Here is a 15,446-nt window from a genome sequence, read left to right as displayed (position 1 = left end):
GTAAGTTCCTCACAATAGCCATCTTTATAAATTTTATTCTTACTGGCTTTTTTCGTCAAGTGCATCTATTTAGGTTTACGGAATATCATCAGGAAAAATGATGTTTTTTTAGGTCTTTACATCAGTATTTTCTAATTAAGGGTAATGTTTGCAGAAAAAAGCAACAGCCTGTGTGCTTGTCGGATTTTTTCTATTTCCTGCAAACCAGTACATATGAACTTATTGGCGGAATTGCCAATTTGGTGCTTATCTTGCGTTTGGTGGAATTGCCGGCGGTATGTTCATCCGCAATAAGGTCCCAATCCCCTTCCGGAAGCAGGATTTCTTCTTCCGCAGCTGAGGGATTGATAATAACCGCTGCATGGCTGCACTCGGCATTTTGATCAGAGCTGGTCAAGACATAACCAATTAGCGGCTTTTTAATATCCATGAACCGCATGGAATTCCGGATTAATTCTTCATCGGCAAGCCTGAAAAGAGGAATTGACCTTCTAATGCTGATCATCCCTTTAATATATTCAACATTATTGAAATAACGTGATTTCCTTTCCCAGTCCAGTTGATTGATTGAGTCTGGAGCACGGTAGCTGTTTCCATTCCCGCCTTTGGTACGAAAAAATTCCTGCCCGCTATGCAAAAATGGAATTCCCTGTGACAGGAGTACCATTACGGTTGCCAGGCGGTGCTTTTTTTGCTGTGTAATCAAATCCGCATTTTCAGAACAAACCAGGATTTTATCCCATAGAGTGTGATTATCGTGAGATTCCACATAATTTACTGATTGCGATGGGGAAAGGAAGATCCCTTTCTCCTTTTTTTCAAGGCCAATGCTTCCGGCCAATACCTGCTTTGCCGCATCATAGTAATGGTCATTCCCTAACGCGTATCCTTTATCATATAAATTAAACGTGCTGCCTTTGATGGAATCTCTGAACCAGTCATTGAATTGGCCGATTCCCGGCAGCTTTTCCTGATTGCGGATGCTTGCTTTCCGGTCTTCCGGTATAGGGGTATTCAAATCCCAGCCTTCTCCAATAATAATGGCAGAAGGGTCAATTGATTCCGCAATTCTGCGAACCTCATTCATCGTTTCGATATCGAGGATACCCATCAAATCAAACCTGAATCCATCAATTTGATATTCCTTTATCCAGTATGATACGGAATCAGTAATAAATTTCCTGGCCATCAGGCGCTCAGAAGCAAAATCATTTCCAACTCCGGTGCCATTTGAGGGCATTCCATATTGATCATGCCGGAAGAAATAGCCCGGTACGATTTTTTCAAAAGAAGAATGCTCACGAATATATACATGATTATAGACTACGTCCATTATGACTCTAAGTCCCTGGGAATGAACAGCCTGAATCAAAGCTTTCAACTCTCTAATCCGTGAATAGGGATTCAGAGGATCAGCAGAATAGCTTCCTTCCGGGACATTAAAATGGAGCGGATTATAACCCCAGTTATATTCTTCTTTTGGATTTTTTTCATTTACACCTTCAAAGTCATGGACAGGCAGAAACTCAATGTGAGTTACACCTAGCTGCTTGACATATGACAGGCATGTCGGCTCCCCGTCACTGCCAACAGTATTTGTCTCGCCCGCTCCCAGATAAAGGCCTTTCTTTTGTGCGCCGCTTCCGGGATGAATGGTAAAATCCCTAATATGGGTTTCATATATGATGGCATCTGTCGGCTGATGAAGCGGCGGAAGCTCCGGCTTCTTTATTTTTGTATTATCCAGATTGACGACAGCACCATATTCACCATTCATAGCCGAGGACACTGCATATGGATCTACCGCTTCTTTCCACTCCAGGTTAATACATACCAGGAAAGAATAAAGAAAACGGTCGAGGTCGCCGGTTACTTCACAGCTCCAGACTCCCCTCTCGCCTCTTGCCATCGGAAAAAGCTCCGCTTCCTCCTCCAATGCTCCTTTTAACTTCAGCTTTACCTTTGCGGCTGTCGGAGCCCAGAGCCTAAAGTACGTCTTTTCTTTGCTGTACGATATACCCAGCGGTCCGTCATAATAGAACTTCTCATCAAAATCACTTGTTCTAATCACCGCTCCGATTTGCAGATCTGTTTTTCCGCCATATTCATCCACTATCCAGTATTGTTTTCCGAATTCCACATCATGGTCTAATCTGCATGTATATTTAACGGCGTCCTCAATCGGGTTGCTTTGCAATATGTCTACAGGAAACTCTTCCTCCACGTCTGAAAGGAGAGAGAAACCGGAAGAACGTCCCTGATAATAGCTGAAAGGAAGTAGAATCGTAATGATGCGCATTTCGTCCAGATATGCATTAAAAGTCCGTTCAATCGTTATCATTCCGAACTCAGCTCCTTTACTTAGTCGGACGGTAATTTAAGAGCAGCCCTCTCCTAAAAATCATCACCCTTCTTTAACAAAACCGCCAATTATTGGAATGGCTTCCGGGCAAACAGATGCTGAAATCGGTGTGCTGCCCAGAGCCTCGCCATCTGCGTGGGAAGGGATGGGGTGTGAAGAGCGAATGCTGATATTTTTCCCCTGAAGAACTGCGACTTCTTTAAATCCTATATGTCTCCCCTTGAAGACAGAGGCAAATACAAACAAAAGTTTAATCCTGGATATATTGTGGACTACAGTAACATTTAGAATTCCATCAAAAGGGTTTGCATCCGGAGAAATCTTCATACCGCCACCGTAGAAAGGCTGATTGGTAATAGTGATAAACCAGGCTGACCTTATTTGCTGTTTTTTTCCGTCAATAATGATTTCAATATCAGAGCATTTATAGAAAAACAGCTCTTTTACAAGAAAGAGAGCGTATACAAATTTGCCCAGAGAAAGCTGATTCAAGATACCCTTGATCTTTGAACTGTTTACTTTCCGGGAAATCAGTGCATCAAATCCTGCACCCATATTATTAATAAAATATGTTTTCTTCCCATCTGTGTGTCTAATCATTCCGAGATCAGCCTTCACAGAATGACTGATTCCCTTAAGTATTGCGGTTAAAGCTTCCTCAGGGTCTTTAGGGATATTAAAGCCCCGCGAGAAGTCATTTCCGGACCCTCCTGGAATAAACCCGACAGTCACATTCTGATGCCCCGCAGCGCCATTCATCACCTCATGGACCGTTCCGTCTCCGCCCACAGCAACAAGATATAATCTTTGTCCGCCTGCCTGTTTTGTATAAATCTTTGCCAATTCCCTGGCATGACCGCGATATTCTGTCCTGACTGCAGAGTAAGAGATATTTTCCTCTTTCAGCATCTGCTCAACCTTTCCCCAGACTTTCTGGCAATAACCATTTTTCGCCTGCGGATTAATAATGAACTTAAGTGCTTTATCCCCGGGGAACTTTTCATGATTCATTCCGATTCTCCCACTCCAGTCTTTTGACTGATGCAGTCTGGCAATATTGAAGCAGTGCCTGTGCTCCTTTTAATTGGGCATGCTTGAGGGGAGAACGCTGACTTCTTATTGCCTGAAACCATTGATCATAGTTCCTTTTCTCGACCAGCTGCACATCTATCGGTGCTGCAGGATAATCAATATAGCCATTTCGTGTAAGTACAGCTTTTTTAACCGGCAATACAATAGAATGAATTTCAAATATTTTTCGGATAATTTTTTCTGTTCTATTTAATGCAAGCAGCGGATTCAGGACTTTTTTTTCTTCCCCTTTTCCCTTTTTTGTCCAGAATCTATCTTTTGAACCTGTGAATATGGCTGAATCTTCTTCCTCCAAAAAGCTGATGCACCATACTTCCGTCGGACCTATGACAATAATTTCTGTTTCAACCGGAGCCCTTTTCAATAAAAAGATCGGATTATACATGACAAGATACGTATCCGGATATCTTTGCAGAAAATACTTTAGCTTTTCATCATAATAGTAATGCTTATCGGGAAATGATTTTTCAGTTAATGTGGAGGTTGCCCATTTCATCTGGAACCGGTAGAGCTGGTCCAGGAACTGATGTTTTAGATTTTCAATTGTTTCTGGACGTACAGCAAACGAGGCTGCAAATTCAAACACATCTTCCTCCTTTTTCCCTTCATTTCCGACAGCATCATATTCCTTAATTTCTTCATTCCTGCCCCGTTTTAATAACCCCTTTAACTTTTCCATCAGCGGCTCTCTTTCTTCATCGGACCAGTCCGCTGTGCCGGCTGTATAATGCTGAAGGGATTGAGGTTTGAAGGATTCATTTGTTTCCCATGCTTTATGCCATTTAGCCCATTGCTGTTTTTTCAGCCTGACAAAACGGGAAGGATATACAAAAATGTCCTGCTGGTAACGTGATACATAATCCTGCAATTTTATTAACTGTCCCATTCTCCTAGCCCTGCTTTCGTAAATAACTTTCTATCTATCATTTACTGTTTAAGTATGTAATTATTTTATTCCGCCAAAAGCGGAAAGATGGCAATGCTTTCATATTTCGGCGTTTTATCCAGATGAGTCTGATATAGAACAACTTCTGAAGCCTCAAACTCGAGGTGCCCGTCTTTAAAAGGATTGTTAACATCGAGCAGACTTTGCTGAAAAGGACCAGAACCGGCCCATTTTCTTGCCATGGTGATATGAGGCTTAAATGGTCTTGTCTCCAACTCAAAGCCCGCTTCCTGACAGGCTGAATATACTTTCAATCTTAAGTCTTGAAGATGTTTGTCATGCTGTGTTCCACACCAGAAAATTCTTGGCGCGTCTTGTTTTCCGAATACGCCAAGTTTGCAGATGTACAGCGGAAAACTTTTTTCGTTTCTGATGGAATCAGCGATAAGCCTGGATGCTTTCTGCAGTTTTTCTTCGGGGGCCGATCCAAGGAATGCTAAAGTTATATGATAATCTTCATGATGGACCCAGCGGCTAAAAGGCAGTTTGAGACTTACATATTCCATATATTCCTTCAATTTTTTCTTTGTTTCATCCGGCAATTTCACCGCAAAGAAAAAATGTGCATTCATTTGTTTGGACACTTGATATCCCTCCATATTTCCCACTTATTTTAACAAACATCTGTTAAAATTGGCAGATACTTTCTCTTTGTCCTCTTATTTTCGTATTCCTTTCAATTCCTTTTGATTTGATTGGAATAGTCAGTTTTAGTATGATGGATATAACGGATAGCTATAGATTTCCTTTATCAGGATGAAATTAAACAGATGGACATAAAATAACAAAGATAATAGTTCTATATTTTAAACTTCCTTGTTATTAAATAAAGTCATATTCGAAAGGAAGAGTCAGATGAAAGTTGTCAACAATCTTGCGGACTTAATTGGAGATACTCCTCTTGTAAAATTAAATAAGCTGGCACCTGAAAATGGCGCAAGCATTTATGCAAAACTTGAATTCTACAATCCAAGCCGCAGTGTAAAAGACCGCGCAGCATATAATATGATTGTCGAAGCCGAGAAAGCAGGCAAACTAAAACCAGGATCAACCATTATTGAACCAACAAGCGGGAACACCGGCATCGGGCTGGCAATGAATGCAGCAGCACGCGGCTATAAGGCCATTCTGGTTATGCCTGATACTATGACGGCAGAGCGCATCAACCTTTTGAAAGCATATGGAGCAGAAGTTGTCCTGACTCCTGGAGATGACAAAATGCCCGGTGCTATTGATAAAGCAAATGAACTGGCTGAGGAAATTCCAAACAGCTTTGTGCCGATGCAATTTGAAAATAACGCTAACCCTGATGCACACCGCCATTCAACTGCCGTCGAAATTATTGAGGCTATGAAGGAAATTGGCAAACCATTGTCTGCCTTCGTTGCCACGGCAGGTACGGGCGGCACGATTACTGGCACTGGTGAAGTTTTGAAAGAGCATTATCCCGGGTTGGAAGTGCATGTAGTGGAACCAAAAGGCTCGCCCGTCCTATCGGGAGGAAAGCCTGGCAGGCACAAGCTTGTCGGCACAAGTCCCGGATTTGTTCCGGAAATTCTCAATACGGATGTTTATGATGAAATCCATCAAATCAAAGATGAAGAAGCATATGATACGACACGCAGAATGGCAAGAGAAGAAGGAATATTAGTCGGTCCATCCTCAGGAGCTGCCTGCTATGCCGCCATCCAGGTTGCAAAAAGACTAAAGCCGGACGATGTTGTCGTATTCATCGTTTGCGATACTGGAGAAAGATATCTTTCAAGCGATCTGTTTCAGTTTGAATAAGTAAGTTAAAAGACCCCAGGAATAGTTCCTCGGGTCTTTCGTTTTTGAATTAATTAATTTTTACCGTTAAACTGCCGCACTGTTTTTCAATAGCCTCTTCAAATAGGTTCTGTAATTTATTTGTGATGGGACCAGGACTTCCATTACCAACCGGCTTTCCTTCAATCTCTGTAATCGGAGTAATTTCAGCTGATGTGCTGGACATAAAGACTTCATCTGCGGCCAGCAAATCTTCCTTAGTAAAAGCAGATTCTTCAAGTGCTGTTCCATTTTCCCTGCAGATCTCATTGATCTTGCGGCGGGTAATGCCATTTAAAATCAGATTTGTTGCAGGGTGTGTATATAGTGTCCCATCTTTTACAATGGCTATATTGGAAGAACTCCCCTCAGTCACCGTATCCCCGCGATGCTGAATGGCTTCAAAGCAGCCGGATTGTGCTGCTTTTTGCTTGGCCATGATGTTGCCCAGCAAATTCAGGCTCTTTATATCACATCGCAGCCAGCGAATGTCTTCAATCAGAATAGCTTTAACGCCATTTCTCATTGATTCAACCGGTCTTGTGGTTTCACGGGTATAGGCGGTAAGCACTGGTGCAACATCTGCACCAGGATAAGCATGATTTCTTGGAGAAGTCCCCCTGGAAAATTGCATATATACGATTCCAAGGTCAAGCTGATTCTTCGCAATCATCTCTAAAAGCATCTGTTTAAGCTGATCCTTGGAATAAGGAATGTTCAGCTCTATTTTCTTTCCGCTGTCAAGCAGCCTTTCAAGATGCTCATCTGCCGTAAACATTTTTCCGTTATAGACGCGGATTACTTCATAGACGCCATCACCAAATTGGTAGCCCCGATCCTCAATATCGACTTTCGCTTCTGAGCGTTCGATCAAGTCACCATTCAAAATGACATATTCCATTTCCCCACACTCCCTGTATATGATTTATTTGTCTATCTTCATCTGTATGTAAAATCTTTAAGCCATCATATCAGGTTTCAAAGTTATTTCGCAAGTTCATAAATCGCCTGTGCATAAATGGCTGCAGCTTTTAACAAATCCTCAATAAACATATATTCATCTTTTTGATGTGCGACGTCTTCCCTGCCTGGAAATAGCGGACCAAATGCAACTCCTGACTTTAATGAGCGTGCATATGTCCCCCCGCCAATGGATAAAAGCTCTGCTTTTTCGCCAGTCTGCTGTTCATATACTTTTTTCAGTGTTTGAATCAAAACATCATTTTCTTCCACATGATGAGGCTTGGCATCTGAGAAATTCTCCAATCTGAAATGTTCGTTTTCGATTAGAGACTCTAGCTTGTTTTTCGTTTCCCCCATATCATTTGTAACGGGATAGCGTACATTAAAGCCTAAACGGCCTCCATTTCCCTTCGTATATGAAAGTTTGCCGACATTGATGGTTAAGTCGCCTGTAATCTCATCCGTGCAGGCGATGCCAAGCTTTCTTCCTCTGGAATCATCACATAAGTATTTTGATATAAACTGAAAATATTGGCATGCCTTCTCATCCAGCTGAAGGGAAGCCAGGAATGACGCCATTAGTATACCAGCATTTTTCCCATTATCAGGTTCCATTCCATGAGCCGAAATCCCTTGAAGTTCCAGGATAAGTTCACCATTGTCTATGTAATACTTGCCTTCAAGCTCTGTACTTTTCAGGAAATTTATATACCTTTGCACCACTTCAGTGTGTTCAAGGTGAACCACAAGACTGGCTTTTGCAAAATCAGGAACCATGTTATATCTTCTTCCTGACTGGAAATGCACAACCTCTGCCAATACTTCTCTGTCTGCTTCTTCGGTATATCCCGTCTGGACAAGATCAAAATCAGAGATGCCTTTTTCGGCATAGATAATTGGGAAATCTGCATCCGGAGCAAATCCAATTGAAGGCATTTCTTCGTGTTTGAAATAATGCTCTACACAGCGCCAGTCACTTTCCTCATCTGTTCCGATAATCATTCGGACCCGCTTGCTTAAAGGCAGCTCCAATTCCTTCACAATTTTCATGGCATAATAAGCAGCCATTGTTGGACCTTTGTCGTCAATCGCCCCTCTGGCAAAGATCTTTCCATCGCGAATCTCTGCACCAAACGGGTCACTCGTCCATCCATCCCCTTCCGGAACCACGTCAACGTGACAAAGTACTCCAACAATTTCTTCACCTTCGCCGAATTCCAGGTGACCAGCCAGGCTGCCGACATTTTTTGCAGTGAATCCATCCTTTTCACCAAGTGCAAGCATGAAATCGAGTGCTTCTTTTACACCTTCACCAAGGGGAGCATCTTCTGTTGCATTCTCTTCGTCCAGCAGACTTCTAATTCTCAAAAGTTTTTGAGTATCCATAATTAAATCATCTTTTCTCTTATTAACCTCTTTTTGCCAATCCAATACGTTCATACAGTTGCCTCCTTAACTTGAACATTTATGATTTCCCCATTATAACCCATTTTGTCCGCCATTTGCTTATGGGATAGTTTAATAAAACATACATTTATTATGCACCAGGATAGCTGAACCTTGCCAAGATGAGCGTTGATGAGCTTAAAAACAGCCCTAAGAGTAAAATGGCGAAGAGGAAAAGGGCTAAGACGGTCTTATTTCTCGCAGTAAAGTAAAAATCCTTTTCACTGTATTTTTTAGTAAAGGGATGAGACATAATGGCTTTGTCCCAAGTAAGGGAGAGCCAAGAATACATCAGGAAAAGAAAGACACCTGATACAATCACTTTTATCCATAAAGGCGGTATAAGAAGAATGCCGGCAGCGCTTACGGAAATGATTTGAAAATAACTGAAAATATACGAGGGGTTTCGAATAAAAATCTTTAAAAATAATTCCGCCAGTCCCGTTATGGGTGTTCTCTTATTAAAGATCCGTCTGGAGTTTTTGAATAATAGCGGTTTTGTCCGCATTGAAACAACTGGCTTTTCCAGATCAGGAGCCATCATAAAAATCCATTTTATATACTTTGTTTTTTCTTCTTGTTCAAGCATAACATCAAATTCTAATGCCGAGATTTTTTTCAGCAGCTGGGAAGCTCTTATTAATGCGCCGGAAAGCAGCACTGCTGATGCAATTATAACCGGAAAGTCTGCACCGATAGACCAGAGTGAATATACAAGCTGGCTGAACCAGCTTAATAATACAAACAGCACAAAGGTGATCACATATCTTTTTAATTTTCCTTCAATCCTTTTCAAAAAATAAGAAACTATCATAATAGACCATTTAAGTGAGATGAAAAAGAGCAGCAAGGCAGCGATTTGGCTCCATTCCAAAAAGTATCTATTCTTTAAAAAAGGAAGAAAAATAGCCATTATTGCGGCTGTACCCATTGCCTGAAAGAATAGTGAGTAAACAAATCCCCATTTTCTCATTCCCATAAAGAGGGTCTTATTTTTTACCAGAAATACCTTATCTGCCTCTAATACAAATGGACGAAGATTTCCCATCCATGAAAAAATATAGAACAGATAGAAAAGGATAAACAATGGCAGGCCAGCAATCCATTCCGGAGTTTCCAGCCACCAGGAGCGATAGGTCATTCCAAAGATGACAGTTCCCGGAACAATGAGATAGACCATGATGGTCCAATCTGCAATGGAACGGAAAATACCAAACTGATAACTCCAGCTGTTTTTTAGCCTTCTGAGAAAGAGAGAGTTACTTTTCATTGCGGTTCCCCTCTGCGATCTGATGAAAACATTCATAAAGTGACCCAGCAGGAAGACCGCATTGCCGCCTAATATCAGATAATGTGCCTGAAGCCTTCAGCTGCCCCTCATGCACAATTAAGAAGCGGCTGCATACTTTCTCTGCCGTATCCAGAACATGCGTGGACATGAGAATGCCTGCGCCTCTTTGCCTTTCCCGATCAATTGATTCCAGAAACAGTTTCATTGCATTAGGATCCAGCCCAATAAACGGTTCATCAATGATATAGACATCCGGATCGGCAATCATCGCAAGAATCAGCATAGCCTTTTGCTGCATTCCTTTTGAATAGGTCCCGGGAAACTTGTGAGCGTGTTCAGTCAGATTGTACTCTTTTAAGAGCTCCGCCGCTCTCTTCTTATAATGCAATTCCGGCAATCCCTCCACTGCTGCTGTAAAATCCAAGTGTTCCCACAGTGTCAGCTCATCATGAAAAATAGGCCGTTCCGGGATATAGGAATATTTAATTCCCTGCTTAAATTCCACTTCCCCCTTTTTATGATCCAGCAATCCCAGAATTGTTTTTATCGTTGTGCTTTTTCCTGCGCCGTTGGGCCCTATAAGGCCGATCAATTCCCCTTCATGTAAATCAAATCGAATATTATGTATGATCGGTTTTTCATTTTCATAGCCTGCTGATGCAATTTCAACGTTTAATAAGTTCATTTTTTCTCCTCCTGGCTATACATACGAATATCACTGGAAAAAGTTTGCTCTTATTTAAAATTTTTAAAGCCATAATAAAAACTGCCTCTTCAAAGAGGCAGTTTCATTATGGCTGCAGGATTTCCATTAATTCTATATTTTCAAAGTCCTTTGCGTAATCATAGGCTGTATAACCCTCGGCATCTTTCACAGCGGGATCAGCACCATACTCCAGAAGAAGCATGACCATTTCAGCATCCTCATTAATTACTGCACCCATTAAAGGAGTGGTTTGATAATTATCTGCCGTATTAGGCTCTGCCCCATTTTCGAGCAGAAGAGCAGCGCTATCATACTGGCCATAAGAAACAGCCCAGTGTAATGCAGTAGTGCCGTCTGCATCCGTTTCCTCAATATCCGCACCATCAGTCAATAATGTGTGAATCATGTCAGTATCATTTTCGCTCGCTGCGTTCATTAGTGCGGTAGCACCTTCAATCCCCATAACCGTTTCAGTCCATAAATCCATTTTTTCAAGTGTTTTAAAACCAAACCAGAGTCCTGCGGATAAAATCGTCAAAGACAGGACTGTCACTGCTGCTCCAATCCAAACTCTGCCCTTCGGTTCTTTTAATTCAACTGTAGATTCATTGGCAAAAAACTTCGATAGGGCATATATTCTTTTTGGCAAGTGCGGATGCGTGGATAGTTTTTCATTCAGCCAGACAAAAAATCCAGTTTCTGTTTGAAGCTGCTCCATAAATGCCTGTTTATTAACCTTAGGATAGAGGTCTTTTCCAATGGCAAGCATGGTTAAAGCATCCCTTGATGCTTCAAAAGAATTTATATAATAGGCAGCATAACGATCACATGTATACTCGCATGCTCTCAGGTATGCATTACCCAGGAATGGAACCCACATAGCAGGAAGGAGCAGGAGACTTATGATAACATGTTTTCTTTTTAAATGAGCGAACTCATGGGCCAGGACGAACAGCACTTCCTTTTCAGCTCCCCGCTCAACCAACTCAAAAATACCAGAATATAAGACAACCATATTTCTTCTGAAAAATCTGGTGGCAAAGGCATTTAAGACCCCTTCAGACTCAATTACGTAAATATCGGGAAGATCCTGTAAACCCATTTCCTTCGCAGTCAGTACGGCTTTTTCATAAATTTCCGGAAACTGTTTCTCACTTATTCTTACTCCGTTTCTTCTGATGCCGCCCATCATAATCCCATGGAACAGGAGAGATATAAGGATCAAAGTTAAAATAATAACAATCCCTATAATAGAAAATGCGAGAAAAATATAAGACACGATACTGAATAAGGCAACAAATGCAAAATAAATACTTTCCTTCGGGTATACCAGGCGATCTCTCAGCGAGTGAGTTTCCATAAAATTTCTTCCTTTCAATCTTTTAAATATACCAATTGATTATAATCAAAAAACAAATTTTAGGATATAGGGAAATTTCTTGAAAATATTTTTGAATTTTCTGTACATATTACAAACCCCTCCTGCCATAAGGTATAGTAACAGTGCCTTTTCCCATCAAAGTTTAATCGCGGAAATTTAGGGAATTAAACATACATTAAAAAGGAGGGGAACGTAAAGACTAAATACAGAAGCACCATTATAAATATTTTGTAAAATTTTAGCCTTAAAGTAGAAATAATCAGATAATAGCGTTACAATATAGTCAGAGGTATGACATCTTGACTAAATACAAGAGTATAAAGGGGTTGTCTGGGGAAAAGAAAACTACATACGATTGAAGGTTAACCTTCAATGTAGCTGTCGGTTGCAGAAAATTGCCATGGGGTTTGAAAAAAGGATAGGGAGTGGTTTTTTGAAACCTTCGACTAACCGGATGTTAAACCGTGTAAAATCCGTCTACATGTTTATAAGTAAGCGCGGAACTGTAACAACTCAGGAGCTTGTAGAGGAATTTGGCATCACTCCTCGCACCATTCAAAGAGATTTAAATGTCCTCGCCTACAATGACTTGGTTAAGAGTCCGAGCAGAGGCAAATGGACTCTTACTCAAAAGAAAGTAAAGATGTCATCTTAATATTCAAAGCAAAACCAGCCTAATAAATATAAAATCGCCCTGCTGCCAGGGCGATTTTTCCATCTTATTCCACTTCATAATTCATCAGCTTATCAAGCTCTTCTTCCGTCAATTCCCGATATTCTCCCAATTCCAATGTCTCATCCAGCTCGAGCGGGCCCATGGAAAGTCTCTTTAAGTAAATAACTCTTTTTCCAACAGCTTCGAACATCCTTTTCACTTGATGAAACTTTCCTTCAGTTATTGTTAATTCTATATCAGAGGTGATGCCGGACTTAAGAATTTTTAATTTCCCTGGCTTAGTTTCATAGCCATCATCCAATATAACCCCTTTTTGAAATGCGGCTATATCCTCTGCTGTAACTACACTGTCTATGACTGCAAAATAGGTTTTGGGGACATGCTTTCTTGGAGAAAGCAGGCGATGGGACAGCTGGCCATCATTTGTCAGCAGCAAAAGCCCTTCTGTATCCTTATCGAGGCGCCCTACCGGAAAAGGAGAAAACACAAGGTCTTCCATTTCTAGCAGGTCCACCACGGTCTCAGATTGTGAGTCCTCTGTTGCCGAAATGACGCCAGGCGGTTTGTTCATCATTAAATAAATGAATTCCTTGTATTCAACTTTTTCGCCGTTGATGACAACGGCATCCTGTTCAGGATCCACATGGTGTTTTGGATCCTTTACTTTCTCATCATTAACGGTTACTGCTCCATCTTTTAATAGCTTTTTAACGTCCTTGCGGCTGCCGTAGCCGAGATTGGCGAGCATTTTGTCTATTCTCATGACTGCCCCTCCTCTAAAATAGTTTTGAGTGAGCGAAAGTTTTAACAGACTTCCGCTTTAAAAAGGCCCCCATCAGGGAGACCTTTTATTTTTTATGCTTTCAGTCTTAATTTCTTCAGCATTCTATCAACCCTTGAGCCGAACAGGAGATAGATTAATTTTGTTCTGAAGCTTAGGTAGAAATAGACAGCCGCACCTGCTGCTGCGCAGATGATGACAATAATTACTGCCTGGACACTGGATGCAGGCGATAAGAAGCTGGTGGTAATCTGATAAACCAGGCCTGCAGCAATGTACATGCATGCAGTAAATAATACAATCAGCATACCGCGTCTTAAGACAAGCTTGAATGGATATTTTGCATATGTTTTTATTACATAAAGGTTAATTAAGATCGCCGCAATATAGCCTAGTGCAGTTGCAAATACGGCTCCCTGTGTTTCGAACAGTTTTATGAGCGGAATATTCAATGACAGCTTTACAAGCAGGCCTGTCAGCAAACTCAATATTGTGAAACGCTGTTCATTGATACCCTGCAGAATGGCTGCTGTTACCGAAAAATAAGCAAAGAGGATCGCCACTGGTGCATAAGTCCTCAACACTTCAGTACCCAAATCTTTATGCTCATAAAATAGGGTAAAGATTGGCTCCGCAAGCAGAGACAAGCCTGCCACGGCCGGAAGAGTCAGGAATAGAAGCACCTGGAACGTCTGGTTCAGCTGGCGGTTTAAGTCTGCCCGATCTTCTTCCATAAATGCTTTCGTCACACTCGGCACAAGCGTCAGCGAGAAGGCTGTGGCAAGTGAGACAGGAATGATGACCAGCTTATGGGTCTCGAAGTTCAGGACAGAAAATGCTGCTACAGCATTGCCTGCTTCGCCAATAGCGTCCATCGCTCTTGTAAATGTAATCTGATCAATAAACTGAAAGAGCGGATTAGCAAGACCTACAAACACAAAAGGTGCAGCATAAAGAATGATTTCTTTATAAATTTCCCTGAGGGAAATATCCACTGTTCCTTTATCTTCTTCAAGCATTTTATCCAAATGCGGTTTGCGTTTATACCAATACCAGAATAACACCCCGAGGCTTCCGAGTCCGCCAATAAAAGCTGCAAAGGTCGCAACACTGATTGCTGCAGTGAGCGAGCCTTCCATCACATTTAAGACAACATATGCACCTGCAAGCACAAACAGGATGCGGACAATCTGCTCCACCACCTGTGAAACCGCAGTAGGCCCCATGGACTGATGCCCCTGGAAAAATCCTCTTATCAGACTCATGAAGGGAATAATAATCAGGGCAAAGGATACCGCTCTGATTACGGTTGTTACATCTTCAACACTTACCTCCACATCTTTCCCTGCCAGAGTCATTTCGGCAACAGCCGGAGCAAGGAAGAACAGGATCAGGAATGAAATGACTCCGCTTGCTGTCATGATCACCAAACCTGACTTGAACAGCTTTCTGCCGACAGCATACTCCTCTATTGCATTATATTTAGAGATAAACTTTGAAACTGCCAGCGGAACCCCTGCAGTTGCGATACTAATAAAGATTGTATAAGGTGTATACGAAAAGGAATAAAGGGCTGTCCCTTCCTTCCCGACTATTTGATAAAAAGGAATAACATAAAACAAACCAAGAACCTTCGAGATAATGGTGCCAAGCGTAAGGATGAAGGTTCCCTTTAAAAGCTTAGATGACATATAATCCCTTCCTTTATGAAATGCGGAAGCGCCTTGACCACCCCGACAAGCACAAGACGATCCTCACGGAAAGGCGTTCTTTGCCTTTTGGGAGGATTGCCCGAAATGTGGAGGCGACTGCCCAGGGACGACAGGCATAAGGCGGTTCCTGTAAGAAGGTGTTTTCTCTTCTGAAAGGAAACGGCTTATGACCCCAAGTCCCTAGGAGCCGCAACTAGACAAGCTTGTGACCTCGAGGAGGTAGGCGCTCCTCCTAAAAGCTAGCGCTTTTAGTCGTGCGATGATAAAGCTGTCGAAGTGTTACT

The 15,446-nt window shown here is 41.8% G+C and carries 13 protein-coding genes; 2 read left to right on the top strand and 11 right to left on the bottom strand.

Annotated elements, in window-relative coordinates:
• Positions 1-190 precede the first annotated feature (190 nt).
• The 4 genes from pulA to thpR all read right to left on the bottom strand — a co-directional run bounded on the left by pulA (position 191) and on the right by thpR (position 4,984).
• A complete protein-coding gene (pulA, locus tag NYE23_RS00165; protein WP_341074670.1) occupies positions 191-2,341 on the bottom strand; it encodes a type I pullulanase in 2,151 nt (716 codons plus the stop codon).
• Between the two features lie 63 nt (positions 2,342-2,404).
• On the bottom strand, positions 2,405-3,373 hold the full coding sequence (locus NYE23_RS00160; protein WP_341074668.1) for a diacylglycerol/lipid kinase family protein: 969 nt from the start codon (positions 3,371-3,373) through the stop codon (positions 2,405-2,407).
• The gene (locus NYE23_RS00155; protein ID WP_341074667.1) at positions 3,363-4,340 is read right to left on the bottom strand and encodes a nuclease-related domain-containing protein; all 978 of its coding nucleotides are present in this window, start codon (positions 4,338-4,340) and stop codon (positions 3,363-3,365) included. Before NYE23_RS00155 ends, NYE23_RS00160 begins: the two co-directional genes overlap by 11 nt.
• Before the next feature lie 65 nt (positions 4,341-4,405).
• Positions 4,406-4,984: an RNA 2',3'-cyclic phosphodiesterase gene (thpR, locus tag NYE23_RS00150; protein WP_341074666.1), complete on the bottom strand. Its 579-nt coding sequence runs from the start codon at positions 4,982-4,984 to the stop codon at positions 4,406-4,408.
• Between the two features lie 271 nt (positions 4,985-5,255).
• On the opposite strand from thpR, the gene cysK reads away from it, so the two are divergent.
• Complete coding sequence (gene cysK / locus NYE23_RS00145) at positions 5,256-6,188, top strand: cysteine synthase A (protein WP_341074665.1); 933 nt, start codon at positions 5,256-5,258, stop codon at positions 6,186-6,188.
• A 49-nt stretch (positions 6,189-6,237) separates the two neighbouring features.
• On the opposite strand, the gene dat is transcribed toward cysK, so the two are convergent.
• From dat to NYE23_RS00120, 5 genes are all read right to left on the bottom strand, one after another.
• Complete coding sequence (gene dat, locus NYE23_RS00140; protein ID WP_341074664.1) at positions 6,238-7,107, bottom strand: D-amino-acid transaminase; 870 nt, start codon at positions 7,105-7,107, stop codon at positions 6,238-6,240.
• A gap of 83 nt (positions 7,108-7,190) precedes the next feature.
• Positions 7,191-8,609, bottom strand: a complete 1,419-nt coding sequence (gene pepV, locus NYE23_RS00135) for a dipeptidase PepV (protein ID WP_341074663.1) — start codon at positions 8,607-8,609, stop codon at positions 7,191-7,193.
• A gap of 97 nt (positions 8,610-8,706) precedes the next feature.
• On the bottom strand, positions 8,707-9,885 hold the full coding sequence (locus NYE23_RS00130) for an ABC transporter permease (protein WP_341074662.1): 1,179 nt from the start codon (positions 9,883-9,885) through the stop codon (positions 8,707-8,709).
• Entirely contained in the window at positions 9,875-10,591 is a 717-nt protein-coding gene (locus tag NYE23_RS00125) for an ABC transporter ATP-binding protein (RefSeq protein WP_341074661.1), read from the bottom strand. Before NYE23_RS00125 ends, NYE23_RS00130 begins: the two co-directional genes overlap by 11 nt.
• A 106-nt stretch (positions 10,592-10,697) precedes the next feature.
• On the bottom strand, positions 10,698-11,972 hold the full coding sequence (locus NYE23_RS00120; RefSeq protein ID WP_341074659.1) for a M48 family metallopeptidase: 1,275 nt from the start codon (positions 11,970-11,972) through the stop codon (positions 10,698-10,700).
• 454 nt (positions 11,973-12,426) lie between these two features.
• On the opposite strand from NYE23_RS00120, the gene NYE23_RS00115 reads away from it, so the two are divergent.
• The gene (locus tag NYE23_RS00115; RefSeq protein ID WP_341074658.1) at positions 12,427-12,648 is read left to right on the top strand and encodes a DeoR family transcriptional regulator; all 222 of its coding nucleotides are present in this window, start codon (positions 12,427-12,429) and stop codon (positions 12,646-12,648) included.
• A gap of 64 nt (positions 12,649-12,712) precedes the next feature.
• On the opposite strand, the gene NYE23_RS00110 is transcribed toward NYE23_RS00115, so the two are convergent.
• Together NYE23_RS00110 and NYE23_RS00105 are read right to left on the bottom strand one after the other, a co-directional pair.
• A complete protein-coding gene (locus NYE23_RS00110; RefSeq protein ID WP_341074656.1) occupies positions 12,713-13,432 on the bottom strand; it encodes a pseudouridine synthase in 720 nt (239 codons plus the stop codon).
• A 92-nt stretch (positions 13,433-13,524) separates the two neighbouring features.
• Positions 13,525-15,141 carry a putative polysaccharide biosynthesis protein gene (locus NYE23_RS00105; RefSeq protein WP_341074655.1) on the bottom strand — a complete coding sequence of 539 codons (1,617 nt, stop codon included), beginning with the start codon at positions 15,139-15,141 and terminating at the stop codon, positions 13,525-13,527.
• Positions 15,142-15,446: the final 305 nt, after the last annotated feature.

This window comes from Cytobacillus sp. FSL H8-0458 (assembly GCF_038002165.1).
In the GTDB taxonomy this organism is placed as follows: Bacteria; Bacillota; Bacilli; order Bacillales; family Cytobacillaceae; genus Cytobacillus.
This window is presented reverse-complemented; position numbering and strand designations above follow the sequence as displayed.

Excerpts from the sequence above, each read along its gene's own strand:
- pulA (WP_341074670.1), bottom strand. The coding sequence starts at position 2,341 with ATGATAACGATTGAACGGACTTTTAATGCATATCTGGACGAAATGCGC.
- NYE23_RS00125 (WP_341074661.1), bottom strand. The coding sequence starts at position 10,591 with ATGAACTTATTAAACGTTGAAATTGCATCAGCAGGCTATGAAAATGAA.
- pepV (WP_341074663.1), bottom strand. The coding sequence starts at position 8,609 with ATGAACGTATTGGATTGGCAAAAAGAGGTTAATAAGAGAAAAGATGAT.
- dat (WP_341074664.1), bottom strand. The coding sequence starts at position 7,107 with ATGGAATATGTCATTTTGAATGGTGACTTGATCGAACGCTCAGAAGCG.
- NYE23_RS00160 (WP_341074668.1), bottom strand. The coding sequence starts at position 3,373 with ATGAATCATGAAAAGTTCCCCGGGGATAAAGCACTTAAGTTCATTATT.
- NYE23_RS00105 (WP_341074655.1), bottom strand. The coding sequence starts at position 15,141 with ATGTCATCTAAGCTTTTAAAGGGAACCTTCATCCTTACGCTTGGCACC.
- NYE23_RS00120 (WP_341074659.1), bottom strand. The coding sequence starts at position 11,972 with ATGGAAACTCACTCGCTGAGAGATCGCCTGGTATACCCGAAGGAAAGT.
- cysK (WP_341074665.1), top strand. The coding sequence starts at position 5,256 with ATGAAAGTTGTCAACAATCTTGCGGACTTAATTGGAGATACTCCTCTT.
- NYE23_RS00155 (WP_341074667.1), bottom strand. The coding sequence starts at position 4,340 with ATGGGACAGTTAATAAAATTGCAGGATTATGTATCACGTTACCAGCAG.
- NYE23_RS00110 (WP_341074656.1), bottom strand. The coding sequence starts at position 13,432 with ATGAGAATAGACAAAATGCTCGCCAATCTCGGCTACGGCAGCCGCAAG.
- NYE23_RS00130 (WP_341074662.1), bottom strand. The coding sequence starts at position 9,885 with ATGAAAAGTAACTCTCTCTTTCTCAGAAGGCTAAAAAACAGCTGGAGT.